Origin of the sequence: Leifsonia sp. AK011 (assembly GCF_013410945.1) — a bacterium.
Classification (GTDB): Bacteria; Actinomycetota; Actinomycetes; order Actinomycetales; family Microbacteriaceae; genus Rhodoglobus.
Window position 1 is genome coordinate 2,337,654 of record NZ_JACCCH010000001.1, and the last position, 15,406, is coordinate 2,353,059.

Annotated in this window: 24 protein-coding genes, 2 tRNA genes and 1 riboswitch; of the genes, 12 read left to right on the forward strand and 14 right to left on the reverse strand. The window is 66.7% G+C overall.

What is annotated here, in order from left to right:
- The first annotated feature begins 22 nt into the window (after positions 1-22).
- Both HDC94_RS11375 and HDC94_RS11380 read left to right on the forward strand, forming a co-directional pair.
- Positions 23-265, forward strand: coding sequence for a hypothetical protein (locus HDC94_RS11375; protein ID WP_179497635.1), 243 nt, complete (start codon positions 23-25; stop codon positions 263-265).
- Between the two features lie 46 nt (positions 266-311).
- Positions 312-902 (forward strand): hypothetical protein, encoded by a 591-nt coding sequence (locus HDC94_RS11380; protein WP_179497637.1) that lies wholly within the window; start codon positions 312-314, stop codon positions 900-902.
- Positions 903-1,165: 263 nt separating this feature from the next.
- Here the strand turns inward: HDC94_RS11380 and HDC94_RS11385 are convergent.
- The 3 genes from HDC94_RS11385 to HDC94_RS11395 all read right to left on the reverse strand — a co-directional run bounded on the left by HDC94_RS11385 (position 1,166) and on the right by HDC94_RS11395 (position 1,847).
- Positions 1,166-1,238 (reverse strand) — tRNA-Arg (locus tag HDC94_RS11385).
- 40 nt (positions 1,239-1,278) lie between these two features.
- Positions 1,279-1,539 (reverse strand): co-chaperone YbbN, encoded by a 261-nt coding sequence (locus HDC94_RS11390; RefSeq protein WP_179497638.1) that lies wholly within the window; start codon positions 1,537-1,539, stop codon positions 1,279-1,281.
- 35 nt (positions 1,540-1,574) lie between these two features.
- Positions 1,575-1,847, reverse strand: coding sequence for an oligoribonuclease (locus tag HDC94_RS11395; protein ID WP_179497640.1), 273 nt, complete (start codon positions 1,845-1,847; stop codon positions 1,575-1,577).
- A gap of 126 nt (positions 1,848-1,973) precedes the next feature.
- Between HDC94_RS11395 and HDC94_RS11400 the strand changes: the two genes are divergently transcribed.
- From HDC94_RS11400 to HDC94_RS11430, 7 genes are all read left to right on the forward strand, one after another.
- Positions 1,974-2,762: an SGNH/GDSL hydrolase family protein gene (locus HDC94_RS11400; protein ID WP_179497642.1), complete on the forward strand. Its 789-nt coding sequence runs from the start codon at positions 1,974-1,976 to the stop codon at positions 2,760-2,762.
- A gap of 9 nt (positions 2,763-2,771) precedes the next feature.
- On the forward strand, positions 2,772-3,392 hold the full coding sequence (gene orn, locus HDC94_RS11405; RefSeq protein WP_179497644.1) for an oligoribonuclease: 621 nt from the start codon (positions 2,772-2,774) through the stop codon (positions 3,390-3,392).
- Positions 3,393-3,427: 35 nt separating this feature from the next.
- Positions 3,428-3,503, forward strand: a tRNA-His gene (locus HDC94_RS11410).
- A gap of 58 nt (positions 3,504-3,561) precedes the next feature.
- Positions 3,562-3,846 carry an ATP-dependent Clp protease adapter ClpS gene (gene clpS, locus HDC94_RS11415; protein WP_179497646.1) on the forward strand — a complete coding sequence of 95 codons (285 nt, stop codon included), beginning with the start codon at positions 3,562-3,564 and terminating at the stop codon, positions 3,844-3,846.
- On the forward strand, positions 3,843-4,355 hold the full coding sequence (locus HDC94_RS11420) for a DUF2017 domain-containing protein (protein ID WP_179497648.1): 513 nt from the start codon (positions 3,843-3,845) through the stop codon (positions 4,353-4,355). Before clpS ends, HDC94_RS11420 begins: the two co-directional genes overlap by 4 nt.
- A gap of 5 nt (positions 4,356-4,360) precedes the next feature.
- Entirely contained in the window at positions 4,361-4,711 is a 351-nt protein-coding gene (locus HDC94_RS11425) for a metallopeptidase family protein (RefSeq protein ID WP_179497650.1), read from the forward strand.
- 79 nt (positions 4,712-4,790) lie between these two features.
- Positions 4,791-5,378 (forward strand): hypothetical protein, encoded by a 588-nt coding sequence (locus tag HDC94_RS11430; protein ID WP_179497652.1) that lies wholly within the window; start codon positions 4,791-4,793, stop codon positions 5,376-5,378.
- Here the strand turns inward: HDC94_RS11430 and HDC94_RS11435 are convergent.
- From HDC94_RS11435 to HDC94_RS14640, 4 genes are read right to left on the reverse strand one after another with little or no spacing between them, the layout of a single operon-like run.
- A complete protein-coding gene (locus tag HDC94_RS11435; protein ID WP_179497654.1) occupies positions 5,375-5,839 on the reverse strand; it encodes an ATP-binding protein in 465 nt (154 codons plus the stop codon). The genes HDC94_RS11430 and HDC94_RS11435 overlap by 4 nt on opposite strands.
- Positions 5,839-6,624, reverse strand: a complete 786-nt coding sequence (locus tag HDC94_RS11440; protein WP_179497656.1) for an energy-coupling factor transporter transmembrane protein EcfT — start codon at positions 6,622-6,624, stop codon at positions 5,839-5,841. The genes HDC94_RS11435 and HDC94_RS11440 overlap by 1 nt, the downstream gene beginning before the upstream one ends.
- Complete coding sequence (locus HDC94_RS11445) at positions 6,621-8,081, reverse strand: ATP-binding cassette domain-containing protein (RefSeq protein WP_308495707.1); 1,461 nt, start codon at positions 8,079-8,081, stop codon at positions 6,621-6,623. Before HDC94_RS11445 ends, HDC94_RS11440 begins: the two co-directional genes overlap by 4 nt.
- On the reverse strand, positions 8,078-8,674 hold the full coding sequence (locus HDC94_RS14640) for an ECF transporter S component (protein ID WP_179497660.1): 597 nt from the start codon (positions 8,672-8,674) through the stop codon (positions 8,078-8,080). The genes HDC94_RS11445 and HDC94_RS14640 overlap by 4 nt, the downstream gene beginning before the upstream one ends.
- 30 nt (positions 8,675-8,704) lie before the next feature.
- A riboswitch (TPP riboswitch) is annotated at positions 8,705-8,806 on the reverse strand.
- Between the two features lie 26 nt (positions 8,807-8,832).
- Between HDC94_RS14640 and HDC94_RS11455 the strand changes: the two genes are divergently transcribed.
- The 3 genes from HDC94_RS11455 to HDC94_RS11465 all read left to right on the forward strand — a co-directional run bounded on the left by HDC94_RS11455 (position 8,833) and on the right by HDC94_RS11465 (position 10,604).
- Positions 8,833-9,759, forward strand: coding sequence for an LLM class F420-dependent oxidoreductase (locus tag HDC94_RS11455; RefSeq protein ID WP_179497662.1), 927 nt, complete (start codon positions 8,833-8,835; stop codon positions 9,757-9,759).
- Between the two features lie 133 nt (positions 9,760-9,892).
- Positions 9,893-10,402, forward strand: coding sequence for an emopamil-binding family protein (locus HDC94_RS11460; protein ID WP_308495708.1), 510 nt, complete (start codon positions 9,893-9,895; stop codon positions 10,400-10,402).
- 1 nt (position 10,403) lies between these two features.
- Entirely contained in the window at positions 10,404-10,604 is a 201-nt protein-coding gene (locus tag HDC94_RS11465; protein WP_179497666.1) for a hypothetical protein, read from the forward strand.
- 99 nt (positions 10,605-10,703) lie between these two features.
- Here the strand turns inward: HDC94_RS11465 and HDC94_RS11470 are convergent, their stop codons facing one another.
- The 7 genes from HDC94_RS11470 to HDC94_RS11500 form a co-directional block, all read right to left on the reverse strand.
- Positions 10,704-11,315, reverse strand: coding sequence for a M23 family metallopeptidase (locus HDC94_RS11470; protein ID WP_179497668.1), 612 nt, complete (start codon positions 11,313-11,315; stop codon positions 10,704-10,706).
- Between the two features lie 79 nt (positions 11,316-11,394).
- Complete coding sequence (locus HDC94_RS11475; RefSeq protein WP_179497670.1) at positions 11,395-12,198, reverse strand: glycosyltransferase family 2 protein; 804 nt, start codon at positions 12,196-12,198, stop codon at positions 11,395-11,397.
- Between the two features lie 40 nt (positions 12,199-12,238).
- A complete protein-coding gene (locus tag HDC94_RS11480; RefSeq protein ID WP_179497672.1) occupies positions 12,239-12,523 on the reverse strand; it encodes a hypothetical protein in 285 nt (94 codons plus the stop codon).
- A gap of 56 nt (positions 12,524-12,579) precedes the next feature.
- Positions 12,580-13,434: a DUF3097 domain-containing protein gene (locus tag HDC94_RS11485; RefSeq protein ID WP_179497674.1), complete on the reverse strand. Its 855-nt coding sequence runs from the start codon at positions 13,432-13,434 to the stop codon at positions 12,580-12,582.
- A 48-nt stretch (positions 13,435-13,482) separates the two neighbouring features.
- Positions 13,483-14,061 (reverse strand): hypothetical protein, encoded by a 579-nt coding sequence (locus tag HDC94_RS11490; RefSeq protein WP_179497676.1) that lies wholly within the window; start codon positions 14,059-14,061, stop codon positions 13,483-13,485.
- Positions 14,062-14,147: 86 nt separating this feature from the next.
- Positions 14,148-14,834: a M23 family metallopeptidase gene (locus tag HDC94_RS14815; protein ID WP_179497678.1), complete on the reverse strand. Its 687-nt coding sequence runs from the start codon at positions 14,832-14,834 to the stop codon at positions 14,148-14,150.
- 140 nt (positions 14,835-14,974) lie between these two features.
- Entirely contained in the window at positions 14,975-15,382 is a 408-nt protein-coding gene (locus HDC94_RS11500) for a VanZ family protein (protein ID WP_179497680.1), read from the reverse strand.
- Positions 15,383-15,406 lie beyond the last annotated feature (24 nt).

Genomic DNA, 15,406 nt, shown 5'->3' on the forward strand with positions numbered 1-15,406 from the left:
TCGAACGACAGGGAGACCACGAATGACAACGCTCGACTTCGCAGCAACCCGTCCTACGCACGCGGGTATCGCGACCACTCAGCTCGGCGACGACCTGTGGCGCATCACGCGTGCTGGAGGGGAAGTACTCGGATACGTGGAGCGTCACGTGACCGCAGCAGGGCATCGTTTCACGGCGAAGCGAATGCTGCAGCGCCAGCGCCGATTCCTCCCCATCGGCGACTTCTGGACAATCGAGGATGCCTTGGATTGCTTCCGCTTCTAGCGTGTCGCCCCGTCACTCGTGTGACTGACGGGGTTACAGTGACGGCATGATGCTGGAGTGGTGGAATGACATTGTTCGCTGGTTCGCCTCGGATGCCGGGCAGACCATCTTCGTGACAGCGGTACTTCCCTTCATAGCGATTCTTGCTGCGGGGCTGCTTGCTGGCCTGATCATGCGTGGCGCACTCAAGCGCTTCGTGCTGCAGCAGGACAAGCAGGCGAAGGTCTCCGCGATCGCGGGCCTCGCGGCATCCGCCCGCAAGGCGGCTGCGTGGAGCAGCCTCTCCGCCCAGGAGAAGCAGCACGTAGAGCAGCAGACGAGCGAGGCCGAGATCCGTGTGCGGCTTCTCCCCGTTGCTGGGGCCACCGAGGCAGCCGATTGGGCAGCCCACTACATGGCCTCCATGAAGCGCAACTCCGCCAACTACGGCTTCCAGGCCGAGCAGGATCTCAAGCAGCTCCAGGATGGTCTCGTGTTCTGGCACCACAAGCCATCCAAGGCTCGCAAGATGTTCGCCCAGGACCTCGCCACGTGGAAGTACGACACCTCGGCCCCCGACGACGAGCTCCTCGCCAAGCAGCGCGAATGGGCTGCGCAGCAGGAGACCCAGCCGTTCGAGCCCGTGAAGGCCAGCTAGAACGCTCGCTACGGCAGCGCGTCGGAACCGGCGCGCTGTGGGCCCACGAGCACGCTCGCATCCTGCGCAAACGCACTGCGCGTCGCGCGTCCTTCGGACTCCCGCCGCACAGTGCCCCCGGCAGGAATTGACTCCCCAGCGGCACGGCCGACACGCCGCCTACGGCAGCGCGTCGGAACCGGCGCGCTGTGGGCCCACGAGCACGCTCGCATCCTGCGCAAACGCACTGCGCGTCGCGCGTCCTTCGGACTCCCGCCGCACAGTGCCCCCGGCAGGAATTGAACCTGCGACCAAGAGATTAGAAGGCTCCTGCTCTATCCGCTGAGCTACGGGGGCTGGCGGTGCCACGATACCGCAGCGGTCGGCGTAGGCGCTCTCAGACAGCCTTGGCGAGCGCCACGAGGACCTGATTGACGGTGGGCGCACCAGCGGCACGGAACACCTCAGTGTCATCGGAGTCGAGCACGACGACGGTCGGGGTCGAGCGGATGCCCGCACGCTCCGCCTCGTCGTTGTGCGCCGCGACATCCAACTCCACGATCGTCGCCGCTGGCACGAGTTGTTCGACCTGCTTCAGAACCGCGCGGGTCTCAATGCAGGGGTCACAGAAGGCCGAGGAGAAGAAGAGGAGTTTCACACCGGAGCCAACCGTCGCGCGCCGGTCACGATTCCCTAGTCGTCGTTGCGCTCGTCGAGAGCCTCGAGCGGATCGCTGTCGGGCTCATCCCACGAGTACGTGACCTGGACCTGCTCGCCGACCTGGTGTGCGCTCGGGTTGATGTAGACGAGCTGAGTCTCCTTGCCATCCACCGCCGCGATCACGGTCACCTCGTCGTCCCACGACCCGTCCGTGCTGATTCGGGTATCGCTCTGGCCGTTGTAGGGGCCGCCGTTGTAGAAGACGACGTACTCGTCGCCGCGGGAGAGTGCAGGGGTTTCAGACATGCCTCAGGTCTACCAGATGCACCCGGGAGACGCACAGGTGTACCCGCAGCGAACTCTGTGTATACAGATCGTGCGCAAGCGCGGCGGGGACTGGTGCGTCTACCTGCCGCTGAGGACACTTATGCGGTGACCCCCGAGTGGAACCGATACGTGGCCCTGGGTGATTCGATCACCGAGGGCTTCTGCGACCCCATCGTCGGCGCCGGTGAGCCGTGGTTGGGGTGGGCCGATCGCCTCGCGATGATCCTTGACGGCAACGCGCGGCTTCGCGGCGAGGAGTTCGCCTTTGCGAACCTCGCCGTGCGTGGCAAGCGCATCCGCCACGTCATCGACGACCAGGTCCCGAGGGCCATCGACCTGGGCGCCGACCTCGTGTCGATCCTCATCGGCGGCAACGACCTCATGACCGCCCACGCCGACCCGGACGCGCTCGCGGCCGAGGTTGAATCCGGGGTCTGTGCCATCCGGGCCACGGGAGCTGACGTGCTCCTCGCCACGTGCTTCGACCCGCGGTTCGCCTTCTTCCTCAAGCCCCTGAGGGGGCGGGCAGCGGTGTACAACGCCAACCTGTGGAGCATCGCGCGAAGCCACGGCACCTTCACCCTCGACCTCTGGGGTGCCCGTGAGCTCCAGGCGAGAGCAATGTGGGCAGAGGACCGGATCCACCTCGCACCAGCGGGTCATCGGCTGCTGGCATCCCGCGCAGCGCATTCACTGGGAGTGCCGTACTACGAACTCTCGGCGCCATTGGCGCACCCGCTGCCCACGCCGGCGAGGCCATCTTCGCTCTCAGTCATGGGCTGGGCGAGCAGGCACGCACTGCCGTGGCTGTCGCGAAGGCTCCGCGGCATCTCCACTGGAGATGGCCGGCCGGCGAAGCTCCCCAACCTCACGGCGGTCACTGGCCGCCGATAGACTTCCGGAATGCCCTCGAATTCTGATCTGCTGGTCTGGATTGACTGCGAGATGACCGGACTGGACGTCGGAATCGACGAACTGGTCGAGGTCGCCGTCGTCATCACCGACTACAACCTCGTCGCCGTCGACCCGGGATTCAGCATCGTGATCAAGCCCGACCAATCGGCCTTCGACAACATGAGCGACTTCGTGCGGGACATGCACTCGTCGAGCGGCCTGCTCGAGGAGATCCCGAACGGTGTGGCGCTCGCGGATGCGGAGTTCGCGGTGCACGAGTACATCATCAATCACGTGCCGACACCGAAGACCGCACCTCTGGCGGGCAACACGATCGGCACCGATCGCATGTTCCTCGCCAAGTACATGCCGCGCGTGGACAGCCACCTCCACTACCGCAGCGTTGACGTCTCGTCGATCAAGGAGCTCTCGCGCCACTGGTTTCCCCGCGTCTACTTCAACGCTCCGGCGAAGGATGGCGGGCATCGAGCCCTCGCGGACATCCTCGAGTCGATCCGCGAGCTCGAGTACTACCGCAAGGCCGTCTTCGTGGGCGAGCCCGGGCCGAGCACCGAGCAACTCCAGGAGATCTCATCCGACGTGGTGGAGTCGTTCGCCGCTCGGCTGTAATACACTTGTTCGGTTGCCCCGTACGGGGCCGCATGGTGGGCGTAGCTCAGTTGGCAGAGCGCTGGCTTGTGGAGCCGGATGTCGCGGGTTCGAGCCCCGTCGTCCACCCCAGACGAAAACGGTCCGACGATTACGACGGGCCGTTTTCCTGTTTTCGCTGGAGAAACCCGTGACCAAGACCGAGGGCGACGTTGAACTCGCCGATCTTGTGTCGATGGACATGCCCTGGGTCACGATCGTCTGGAACGATCCCGTGAACCTCCAACAGTACGTAACGCACGTCTTCTCGACGTACTTCGGCTACGCGCGGCCCGAAGCGGAGCGTCTCATGCTGCTCGTGCACAACGAGGGCAAGGCGGTGGTCGCCACCGGACCGCAGGAGGAGATGGAGCGGCACGTCGAGGCGATGCACGACTTCGGCCTGTGGGCCACAGTGTCGAAGGCGTTCTCGTGATCCCGTTCGAGAGACGGGGCGACAGCTTCACGGCGTCGTTCGCGGCTCAGGAGGTCGACATCCTGCGCGAGCTCATCGAACAGGAGATCGCTCTCCTCGCAGAGGTGGGCTCCGATGATCCCGAGGATGCCAGCCTCGCGGAGGTCGGCATCGGAGGCTCATCGACTCCCCCACGCGATCCGGCACTGGCGCGGTTGCTGCCCGACGCCTACCGGGACGATGCGGAGGCGGCATCCGAGTACCGACGTCTCACCGAGGCCTCCATGGTCGCGCGCAAGATCGCGTCAGCGCGCGGACTTGTGGAGAGCCTCGGCGAGGGCGAAGTCAGTCTCAATCGGGAGGGTGCGGAACTGTGGTTGCGTGCGACCAACGACCTGCGACTCGTCATTGCCTCGCGCCTCGGCATCGTGGAGGACGATGACGCCGGAACCGGCGATGAGGTCATGCAGGACGTCTACTACTGGCTCGGTTACCTGCAGGGCAGCCTCCTCGACGCGATGGGAGCCTGAGACACATGGATGATATCTCCGCAGAGGATTTCGAGCGTCTGGTGATCGACGAGTTGGATCTGCTGCCCGATGACATGGTCGACGGGCTCGACAACGTGATCTTCGTCACCGAGGACCGGCCCGAGGACGGCTCGCTCGACCTCCTCGGCCTCTACGACGGCATTGCGCTCACCGAGCGCGGCACTTACGGCTTCGGGGAACTCCCGGACCGGATCATCCTGTACCGTGAGCCTCTGCTGTCGATCGCGGAGGATCTCGACGATCTCAAGGACCAGATCCACGTGACACTCGTGCATGAGATCGCCCACTTCTACGGGATAGATGACAATCAGTTGCACGAGCTAGGTTGGGGTTAGCGCTGTGACGTCACATTCGGGTTCATCGCAACGCCAATCGGGACCAGTCAGGCGAGCTACCCTGTCTGGAGGAGGTCTCATGTTTCGCAGGACTGCAGGTGTTATCGCGGGCTCACTGGCGCTCGTCGTCGGTGTGAGCGGCTGCTCGCTTCTCGAGGCGGGCGGCGGAGATGCACCCCTGTCGGGACTCGCCGCCTGCGCACTCGGCCACACGTGGCAGATGGATGTCGAGGACATGGCGGGCAAGATCAAGTCCCAGCTCGACGCCGAGGGAATCGGTGGCGACATCACCCTCGATGGCACCCAGCAACTCGACTGGGACGAGAAGGGCCACGTCGTCATCACCTCGGACCTCACGATGACCGCAGTGGTCACCGTCACGACCGACTACATCATCACGGTCACCAAGAAGCAGACCGGCACGACAACCGGTGCGGCCTACATCAGCGGCGAGGTTGCCATTCCCCGTGACTGGGATGAGAGCGAACTCAGCATCGCGACCACCGCCGAGACCGGCGGCGCGCCCATCGAGGATGGCTCGCCGTGGCCCATGCCGAGCCTCAGCTTCGACGACTCCGTCGGCCTTGAGCTCACGTGCGACGGCGACCGCCTCACCATTCACCCCCGCGGGGAGCGCACCACGCAGGTCTGGACGAAGACCAGCTAGGTCGCCGTTCGCACCACGACGTCGGCGAGGTCGCGCGGCGACTCCCTGGCAATGAAACGTTCCTCCTGGGCCGCCCAGCGCTCCCAGTGCGGTGCGAAGGTATCGCCGTCGCGCGCGAGCGCGCGCTCACGCCGGGTCGCGTCATCCGCTTCGAGCCAGAGCGCCGTGCTCGCCCGGGAACGGCTCGCACGGCTCAGCGCCCCGACGCCCTCGATGATGATCGGGGCGTCCGGCCGGAGATAGTGCATCGCGCCCGGTCGATCGCTCGTCCAGTCCCACGACCGCCACGACAAGGTGTCGAGGATGCCCGGCACCGCGACGCTCGCGGCATCGAGGCCGTCCCATCCGGGGTAGATGTCGTCGAGGCGCACGAGTTGGGCACCGTTGATCCTGCTGGCGAGGAGGGTTGCCAGGTCGGACTTGCCGGAGCCGGAGCGACCGTCGATGAGGGTGACATCCATCACTGGCCGCCGATGAAGTTCCAGTGGCCCGTCACGACAGACACGGTAACGGATGCCACCGCAATACCGACCGCGAACAGCACGAGCACCGCATCCGCTGCGCCCACCCGCGACTCCCGAGCCCAGCTCCGCTCCCCGGGCGCGCCGAACGCCCGGGCCTCCATTGCCGTCGCGAGTTTGCTGCCCCGTCGGATCGCCAGCACGAGCAGTGCGAAGGCCTGACTGAAGAACCGCCGGACACGACCACCGTCGGCGACACCGCGGGCCCGGCGGGACAGCTCCAGGCTCCGCCAGTCGTCAGCGAAAAGGCTCACGAGGCGCAACCCAGCGAGTGCGCCCAGCACGAAGCGGGCAGGCAGCCGGAGGCGTTGCGCGAATCCGTCGGCGAGATCCGTCGGGTCGACGGTCGCGAAGAGCACCACGGCCGGCAGCGCGATCGCCAGGACGCGAAGGATGGTGGCGATCGCAAGCTCGATCGAGCCATCACTGATGTGGATGAGCAGGAACTGGAAGTAGGTCTCACCTGAGGGACGCCCGTAGAGGAGGATCGTGACACCGCCGAGTACCGCAGCGATCCAGACCGCCGCGGTGCGGCGGAAGAACTGGGCGAACGTGAGGCCCGCGAACGGGAGGAGGATCGCCTCGGCCCCCAGGGCGACCGTCGCCGAGACCCAGTCGATGGAGAGCACGAGCGCGATGCTGATGATCGCGCTCGCGGCAAGCTTCGCGACCGGGTTGATGCGGTAGACGGCCTGAGTGCCACGCACGGGAGTGAGCATGGTCATGCGGCACCCGGCATCCGGAACTCCGAGTCGGCGAGGGCCTCGACGAGCTCGGTGTCATGCGTGATGGTGACGACTGCGCTGCCGGCGTCCGCGAGCTCAGCGAGAAGCGCGACGAGCTCCTCCCACGTGCGACTGTCCTGGCCGAAGGTGGGCTCGTCGAGGATGAGCACGCGCGGCCGGGTGGCCAGTGCCGTCGCAACCGACAGCCGACGTTTCTCGCCGCCCGAAAGCGTGAACGGATTGGCACCGAGCAGGCGATCGAGCCGAAGCCGGGACGCGAGTTCTGCGCAGACCTCCTCGAGTTCCGCCTCGCTCCGGCCGAGCACGCGAGGCCCGACGAGGAGTTCGTCCTTCACCGTTCGCGCGAGGAACTGGTGTTCCGGGTCCTGGAAGACGGTGCCGACGCGCGTGAGGAGATCGCGGGATTTCCAGCGGAAGGGGTTCGTTTCGGTGCCAGTGGCGAGAGGGGTGGCATCCACGGTGCCCGCGGCCGCCGGGATGAGCCCTCCGAGGGTGAGGCCGAGTGTCGACTTTCCCGCGCCGTTGGGTCCCGTGATGGCGAGCACGCGCCCTGAACTCACGGAGAGGTCGATGCTGCTGGCGACCACGCGCTGGGGCGCGCGGGCGACGGAGAGGTCGCGGGCCTCGATGACTGCGGTGGTGGCGCCGAGGGTGCGCGTCGGAGCGGCGGGCGGATGCCCCGGCACCCAGATCCCGGATGCCGCGAGCTCGGCACCGCGCTCACCGAGCACGGCATCCGGGCTCCCGTCGGCCAGCACGCTGCCCCTCGCTCCCAGCACGATGATCCGATCCACCAGATCGCGCCAGACCGAGACCCTGTGCTCCACGACGATGAGGGTCGACCCGGTGCTGGCGGCGACCCGAGCCACCGAGTCGCGTACCTGTTCGACGCCGTCCGGATCGAGATTCGCGGTCGGCTCATCGAAGAGCAGCAGCCCCGGCCGCATCGCGAGCACCCCCGCGAGAGCGAGGCGCTGCTTCTGTCCACCGGAGAGTTCGCTCGTGGGGTGGTCGAGTGGCAGGTCGAGCCCGACGGCCTCCAGCGACCCCGCAACTCGTCGCCACGTCTCATCCCGCGGGACCCCGAGGTTCTCGCAACCGAACGCGACATCATCGCCCACGCGCGCGAGCATGACCTGCGAATCGGGATCCTGCAGCACGAGGCCCACACGGCCGCGGGCGGCCCGGGGGTCGGCCCCGCCGACGAGCAGCTCGCCGGCCGACTCCCCCTCATCGTCGCCCCCGAGAACGCCCGCCAGGGCGTGGAGCAGGGTCGACTTGCCGGAGCCCGAGGCGCCGAGAAGCAGCACCCGCTCCCCTGGCTCCACCGTGAAGGTCACGTCGGAGAGGGCCCAGGCGAGCCTCGTGGCGTGTCGCCACCCCCATCCCCGCGCGACGACGGAGACGGGAGCGGCGGCACCAACGAGGGAGGTCACACGCGAACGGTGTTCTCGCGCCCCGACGCGAAACGGTCCAGCGCGCCCGTGCGCGCGAGTCCGCGAGCGAGGAGCCACGAGCCCAGCCCGGCGATCACCGCGCCGGAGAGCACGGCAGAGATCGCGTAGGTGACACCGAAAGCCGTGTCGGCACCGGGGTACCAGAGCACGAGATCGTTGAGGGCCATCGCGAGACCGGAGAGGGCACCCGCGAGGAGCGCGACGAACCAGCTCCAGTTGACGTAGCGGAAGGCGAGGAACACCAACTCGGCGCCGAGACCCTGCACGAGGCCCGCCTCGAGCGTGAGGAACGCCCACTGCGCACCGAGCAGAGCGGAAACGGTTGCCGCGATGATCTCGACGTAGATGGCGGCACCCGGTTTGCGGATGATCAGTCCACCGAGCACGCCGGCGAAGAGCCACACACCGTAGAGCAGGGCCTGCATGCCCGGGAGCGCGGCCTCGAGCGGCGCGGTTGCGGGCTGGTAGAACTGGTTCCAGACCCAGAAGACGAGACCGGCTGCGACGCCGATCGCGCTCGCGACGACGATATCGACGACCCGCCAGGTGAAACGGTTGGATGATGCGGACATAGTGATGTGCCTTTCGGATTCGAAACGGCACGGGTTTCAAGAGGGCCTCCCTGCGCTGGCATGATCCAGATCAGGTTCGACGGTCGAAGCTTGGAGAAGCTTCCTCTCAGCCCGGCTCACCGGACTCCCGTGTACGCCGACAAGCATAGGCTCGAATCATGGACTTCCGCATCTTCACCGAACCGCAGTACGGCGCCACCTACGACGACCAGCTCGGACTCGCCCTCGCCGCCGAACGGCTCGGGTTCAACGCCTACTTCCGGTCCGATCACTACTCGACGATGAGTTCGCAGTCGAACGGGCTACCCGGGCCGACCGACTCGTGGGTGACGCTGGCCGGGCTGGCGCGCGAGACCAGCACGATCCGGTTGGGGACGCTCGTGTCATCCGCCACCTTCCGCCTGCCGGGGATTCTCGCCATCCAGGTCGCGCAGGTTGACGCGATGTCGGGTGGACGTATCGACTTTGGGCTCGGGACCGGATGGTTCGAGGCCGAGCACCGGCAGTACGGGATCCCCTTCCCGGAGAAGCGCTTCGGGCCGTTCGAGGAGCAGCTCGAGATCATCACCGGGCTCTGGAACACGCCCATCGGGGAGCGATTCAGCTACGACGGCAGCCACTACCAGCTCGTCGACTCCCCCGCGCTGCCGAAGCCGGCACAGGCCCACGTGCCCATCATCATCGGTGGCGCCGGTGCCTCGAAGACGCCGGCGCTCGCTGCTCGCTTCGCGGACGAGTTCAACTCGTGGCGAGCCGAGCTGGAGCTGACTGCCGAACGTATCGCACGCGTGCGGGCGGCATGCGAGGCGATCGGCCGTGACCCGGGCGAACTCGTGTTCTCGATCGCCGGCACTACAGCCGTGGGTGGCTCTGCCGCGGACCTCACCCGCCGGGCGGATGCCACGGGCCAGCCTCTCGAGGCGCTGCGCTCCTCCGGCTTCGCGGGCACCGCCTCCGAGGTTGTCGATGTGCTGGGCGCACTGCAGGAGCTCGGCGTCTCGCGCATCTACTTCCAGGTGCTGGACTTCGCGGACCACGACCAGCTCGACTACCTCGCCCGCGAGATCGCGCCCCAGCTCGGGTGACCCCGCTGGGGTTCTACTGGACGTCGCTCAGCGTCGCTTCACGCGCTGAGGTTTGCGTGCGGCGCTGGTGTGCCAACACGCGCGCCCTCGTCATACCTCAGCGCGTGGCATCCGCGGGGCTACTCTGGTGCCCGTGACGGATGCAACGCTGCCCAACCTGCCCCTCCGCAAGCGCCCCATCGACATCGTGTTCGCCGTGTTCTTCACGCTGTTCATCGTGACGTCGTGCATCGCGGACATGCTGCCGACGCTGGGCATCGATTTCAGCCAGCCGACCGGCAACTTCCTCGTCGACTCCAACTACTGGTACGCGCACGACGCCGACCCGCTGTTCATGCATCCGCCCGTCTGGATGCGCATCGTCACCGGTCTCAGCGCGTTCGTGTACATGCTCTTCTACCTGGTGCTCGTGCCGGCCCTGATCAGGGGATGGAACTGGATCCAACTGCCGGCAGTGATCTACGCGACCATGATCGCGTCGATCACGGGCATCATCGTGTTCGGGGTGGAGTTCTTCGGCGAGCCGGAGTTCCAGACCGGCAACCCGGCGAAGTTCCTGGCGTTCAACCTGCCGTATGTGCTCGTGCCCCTTCTGCTCCTCGTGCGCATGCGCAAGCCACTCCCCTTCACGAGAAGGTTCTGATGTGTCCTGGACGCCACTAGACACGACGGTCGTCATACTTGCCGCAGTCCTGGCCGTTCTCGGCGCGTCAATGACGTTCTCCGCACCCTGGGCTTCGGGAGGCCGCGTCTGGGTGAAGGGGGTTGGGGCTCTCATTGCCGTGATGGCTGTGATCGCCATCCTCCTCGTGGTGATCAACGCGATGATCCCTCCGATCACCTGAGCTCGGGCATCGACCCACGCCGCACGCCGAGTGTTCCGATTTGGCTGTCATTTGGGCTGATTTGGCAGCCATATCGGAACACTCGGAGCGGAGAGTCGCCTAGGGAAGCCAGGGCATGGGGTCGACGCGCGTTCCGTCCACCCACACCTCGAAGTGGCAGTGGGCGACGGATGCATTGCCGCTGGCCCCCACGAGCCCGATGCCCTCGCCCGCCGCCACGACCTGGCCGACGGCTACCGTCGGAGATCCCTCGATGAGGTGGGAGTAAAGGGTCGCAATGCCGCCACCGTGGTCGATCTTGATGTACTGGCCCCAGCTACCGCCGAGTTCCACCTCGACGACCACTCCAGCAGCGGAGGCTACCAGCGGCGTTCCGTTCGAGCACATGATGTCGATGCCGTTGTGCATGCCCTCGCCACGAGGGCCGAAGCCGTCATTGACCTGGGCGGAACACGGCCACGTGGAGAGCAGCCCGGTGATCGGGGTCACAGACACGACCACCGGTTCGATGGGCTTCGGCATCTCGACGGTGTAGCCATCACGGCCGAGCGGGGCAACGTCGTACTGGGGCGACGTCACCCTCTGCGGAGGCCCCGCGAGAGCGCTCGCGAGCTGGGGTTCGACCACTTCCTGCTCCACGAGCGCTATCGCCGGCAGGCTCATCGTCGCGCCGAGGGCAGCGACGGAGACAAAGGCGAGAGAACGGAGCATCCCCTCCAGTCTGCCCCCAATTGGGCCAGGAGTCGAAGCCTCACCGGACACTCACTGGTGCGGCAGCGTTGCAGAAGCCCTAACGCTGCAGCTGGGTGACCTCGCGCATGACCTTCAACGCGGGGTACGCGGAGAGGAAGATCGCCATCGGAGCACGCAGGGTGAGCGATCGAACCTTGTGCCTGTCGTAGGTGCGCTCGAAGCGCATCACGTAGCTGTAGAACTCGCGGGGCGAGTCATCCAGACGCCGGGCGGACATGCCCGTCACCATGTCCGACGAGTAGGCGATCCGCACGTCGTGGGCGTGGAGGTGCAGGCTCAGGTCGATGTCCTCGTGGAGCTCGTCGTCGGGATCGAGGCACGCCTCATCCCGAATGAGCTCCCAGGCGGACCGCCGCAGCGCCATGTTGCTGCCGAAGAGCAGGTGCGATTCCTTCGTCACACGCACCAAGGCGCGGCGCAGGGCGTCGTCGGCCTTGTGGCCGAATCGGCGCAGCGGCATGTCGTAGTAGATGACGGGGCCGGTGGATGCCCCGACCTCAGGATCCTCGAAGACCATGGTCACGGCCTCAACCCACGTGGGCTCCAGCACCGAGTCGGCATCGATGCGACCGATGACGTCCCCCGTCGCGTGGTCGAGTCCGAAATTGCGGGTGGGGATGAGTCCCTGCAGGGCGTCCTGCTTGAGGTAGACGATGGGTGCGTCGGGGTAGGTGATCTGGAGCGCGTGCACGACGGCAGCTGTGCCATCCGTCGACTTGTTGTCGACAACGATGATCTCGTGCGCGGGAACCGTCTGGTGCAGTGCAGCCACGACGCTCGCTTTGATCGTGTCCTCTTCGTTGTAGGCGGGGATGACGATCGACACGCTGGGCAGGGCCATAGCGCCCACGGTACACGGCGCGTGTGGCGAGGATCGAGGTCTAGCGGCGCGATTCGCGCTGTGTCGTGCGGCGGGTAGCGCACACGAGGAGGGCGGATCCCACAAGCAATGCACCGCCGGTAGCGCCGACGATGATCTCAACGTGGCCGAGCACACTGCCGGTTTCGGCCAGCTGCGGAGAAGTTGTCGATTCGGTCGCACACACACCGTAGTCGCCCTGCGGGTTCACCAGGCAGCCGCCCGAGGATGCCGCGATCGCCGGGCTGGAAGCACCGAGCGCGAGCCCCACGGCGAGAGCGCCGGCCGCTAACCATCTCTTCGCCATACCGCCACCCCCTTCACCACGTTCGCGCGGGCCGAAGCACCGTTCGATGCCACGAACTATAACAGCGATGGGTCGTCCACGGGGGCTGTCACGAAGTCGATGAGCTCTTCGACCTTGCCGAGCAGCGCGGGTTCGAGGTCAGCAAAACTGCGCACTCGCGACAGAATACGCTGCCACGCGCGGGCGATGTCGGCCTGGTCGTCGTGCGGCCATCCGAGGGCTGCACAGATCCCATGCTTCCACTCGATGCTGCGCGGAATCTCGGGCCATGCCTCGAGCCCGACGCGCTGCGGTTTCACGGCCTGCCAGATGTCGACGTAGGGATGCCCGACCACGAGCACCGCCCCCGGGAAGCGCCGACTTGCCGCCTCCGCGATCCGGCTCTCCTTGGAACCAGCTACGAGATGGTCGACGAGGACACCCACGCGTCGGCCCTTGCCCGGCTGGAACTCGAGGAGCGCCTCCTCGAGATGGTCCACTCCCGCCAGGTATTCGACCACGACGCCCTCGATGCGCAGGTCGTCGCCCCAGACCCGCTCGACGAGCTCCGCGTCGTGCCAACCCTCGACGTAGATGCGGCTGGGGAGAGCCACTCGCGCACGCGCATCCTCCACAGCGAAGGAGCCGGAAGCGGTGCGGCGGGGTGCGGACTGTGTCGGCGCGGGCTTGACGAGAGTGACACGCTCCCCGTCGATGAGGAACACCGTGGCCAGCGGGAACGCACGCACCGCCCCCCGGCGATCCTCAAGCTGCACGAGTCCGTTCGCGAACGAGAGCACGGCCCCCGTGAAGCCCGAAGAAGGGTCCTCCACCACGAGGCCGGGGCTCACACTCACCTGTCGCGGAGGTGGCGAGGCAGAGCGACGCGAGAATCCTGCGAGCACGTCGCTGCCGTACCGGTCATCAGTCACCGCACGAGGCTAACCGCAGGTGGCCCCGTGGAAGGGATGACGCGGCTGCTAGAACCCGAAGTCGCCGCCGAAGTCGCCGCCGCCGAATCCCCCACCGAAGTCGCCGCCACCGAAGTCGCCGAGGCCGTCGCCCGCGGAGCCTGCGTCCGCGCCACTATCGCCCGAGGCATCCGTCGCCCCCGAGTCGCCGCCGGCGTCTGAGCTTCCGGCGTCAGCGGGGAGGAACGCGCCAACCAGCGCAGAGCCGATGACGTAGCCAGCCACGGTTCCGAGCAGGGAGCTCCCGACCATCGAGCCGAAACTCGGACCCTGGAACGACCGCTCCATCGTGCCCGGCTGCCGCAGCTCGGAGCGCGTCGCTGCCTGGGCGAGAGACTGCGGGTCCTGGGAGCGGGGCGCCTCGCCGACGGGGGCGTTGCGGGTGAGCTCCTCGAAGACCATCGTGCGCTGCTCCTCCGTCAGTTTGGAGAACGCCTCGGCGTGAACCTGCTCGATCGTCTCGGGCGGCGCAGTACGAAGGAGGTAGCGGTAGCGCTCGACCGCGATCTCGTCGTCGGTACGGGGGCGCTGGGGCGGGCGAGGCGATGCCTCTGGCTCGGTGCCGAAGAGTCGATCGAACAGTCCCATGAGAGTCTCCATCCCGCGGCGCTCGCCGCCCTCTTCACGATAGGGAAGCTGGCTGGGAATCAGACCAGATTTCGGTGCCGACCTGCTCAGCTGTTGGCGTGGGCGATCAGCCAGGGAAGCGGGTTGATCTGCACGTCGTCGATGATGACCTCGAAGTGGAGGTGCGGGCCGGTGCTGGAGCCGGTGTTGCCCACGGTTCCGATCTGTTGTCCACGGGTCACCGTCTGGCCGGCCTCGACCTGCAGCGACCCGAACTCCATGTGTCCGTAGACGGTCCGGGTGACCTCGCCGTCGATGACGTGCTCGAGCACGACGTTGACCCCGAGCCCGCCGCTGGCCTCCTCCGAAGTGATCACCACGCCGTCGGCCACAGCCTGCACGGGATGCCCGAGTCCGGGGGTGAGGTCGATGCCCTTGTGGTCGGACGAGCATCCATCGCAGCTTCGGTAACCGTAGCCGCTGGTCATCGTCGTGTTGGCCGGTACCGGCCACTGAACGAGCGAGAAGAGTGAGACGTCGAAACCATCGCGCGGCGCGGTTGCCGGGAGGTAGTACGGCGCTGCGAAGCCCTGGACCGCGGGTGCGTCACCGGTCGCGACGATCGAGTTCGCCTCGGCAGGCAGAGCGGGAACGCTCACGAGAGCGGCCGCGAAGCCGATCGACCCGAACGCGAGGATGCGGCGATCGAGGGAGAGGAACCCAGCGAGACGCGTGGGAGCGGCGGGGAAGGAATGGCGACCGCGCGAAACGGCAGAACGGGAAAGCAGGGGCACAGCGTGGATCCTTGAACGTGTTCGGCGCACAGTGACGCCTCGGAGTGCGTCATGGCACGGAACGGTCGTACGGTGCCGCTAGGCACCCTCAGACGGACCGGAGCCCGAGAAATCCAGCGGTGAGGTCACGCCTGCTCGACTCAGTCCTGGGGAATCTCCCTGTTACCAGCCTGCGACACGATACTGGGAGCTCCATGTGAACGAATTGAATTCAGTCGCGCTGTGATGATGACGACGCCAACCGCAACACCCACAATGGCGCCCAGGCTCGAGAGAAGGATGTCGACAACCGACGCCGAACCGTCTGGCATCCACACCGTCTGCGCCGCCTCGACCCACGCCGCGCCCAGAACGCCGAACCCCACGGCAACCCACCAGCGGCGACGTCCCATCATGAGTGTCAGGAGCAGTCCGACCGGTACGAAGAGGATCATCGGGAGCCACCACCACTGCCTGGCCGACGTGGCTCCCGGCACGAAGGTCAGGCCCACCAGCATCCCGATGTACACGAAAGCGACGAGCACGAGCAGGTGTCGTCGGCGGATCATGACGGCCAGTCTTTCAGCCGCGCC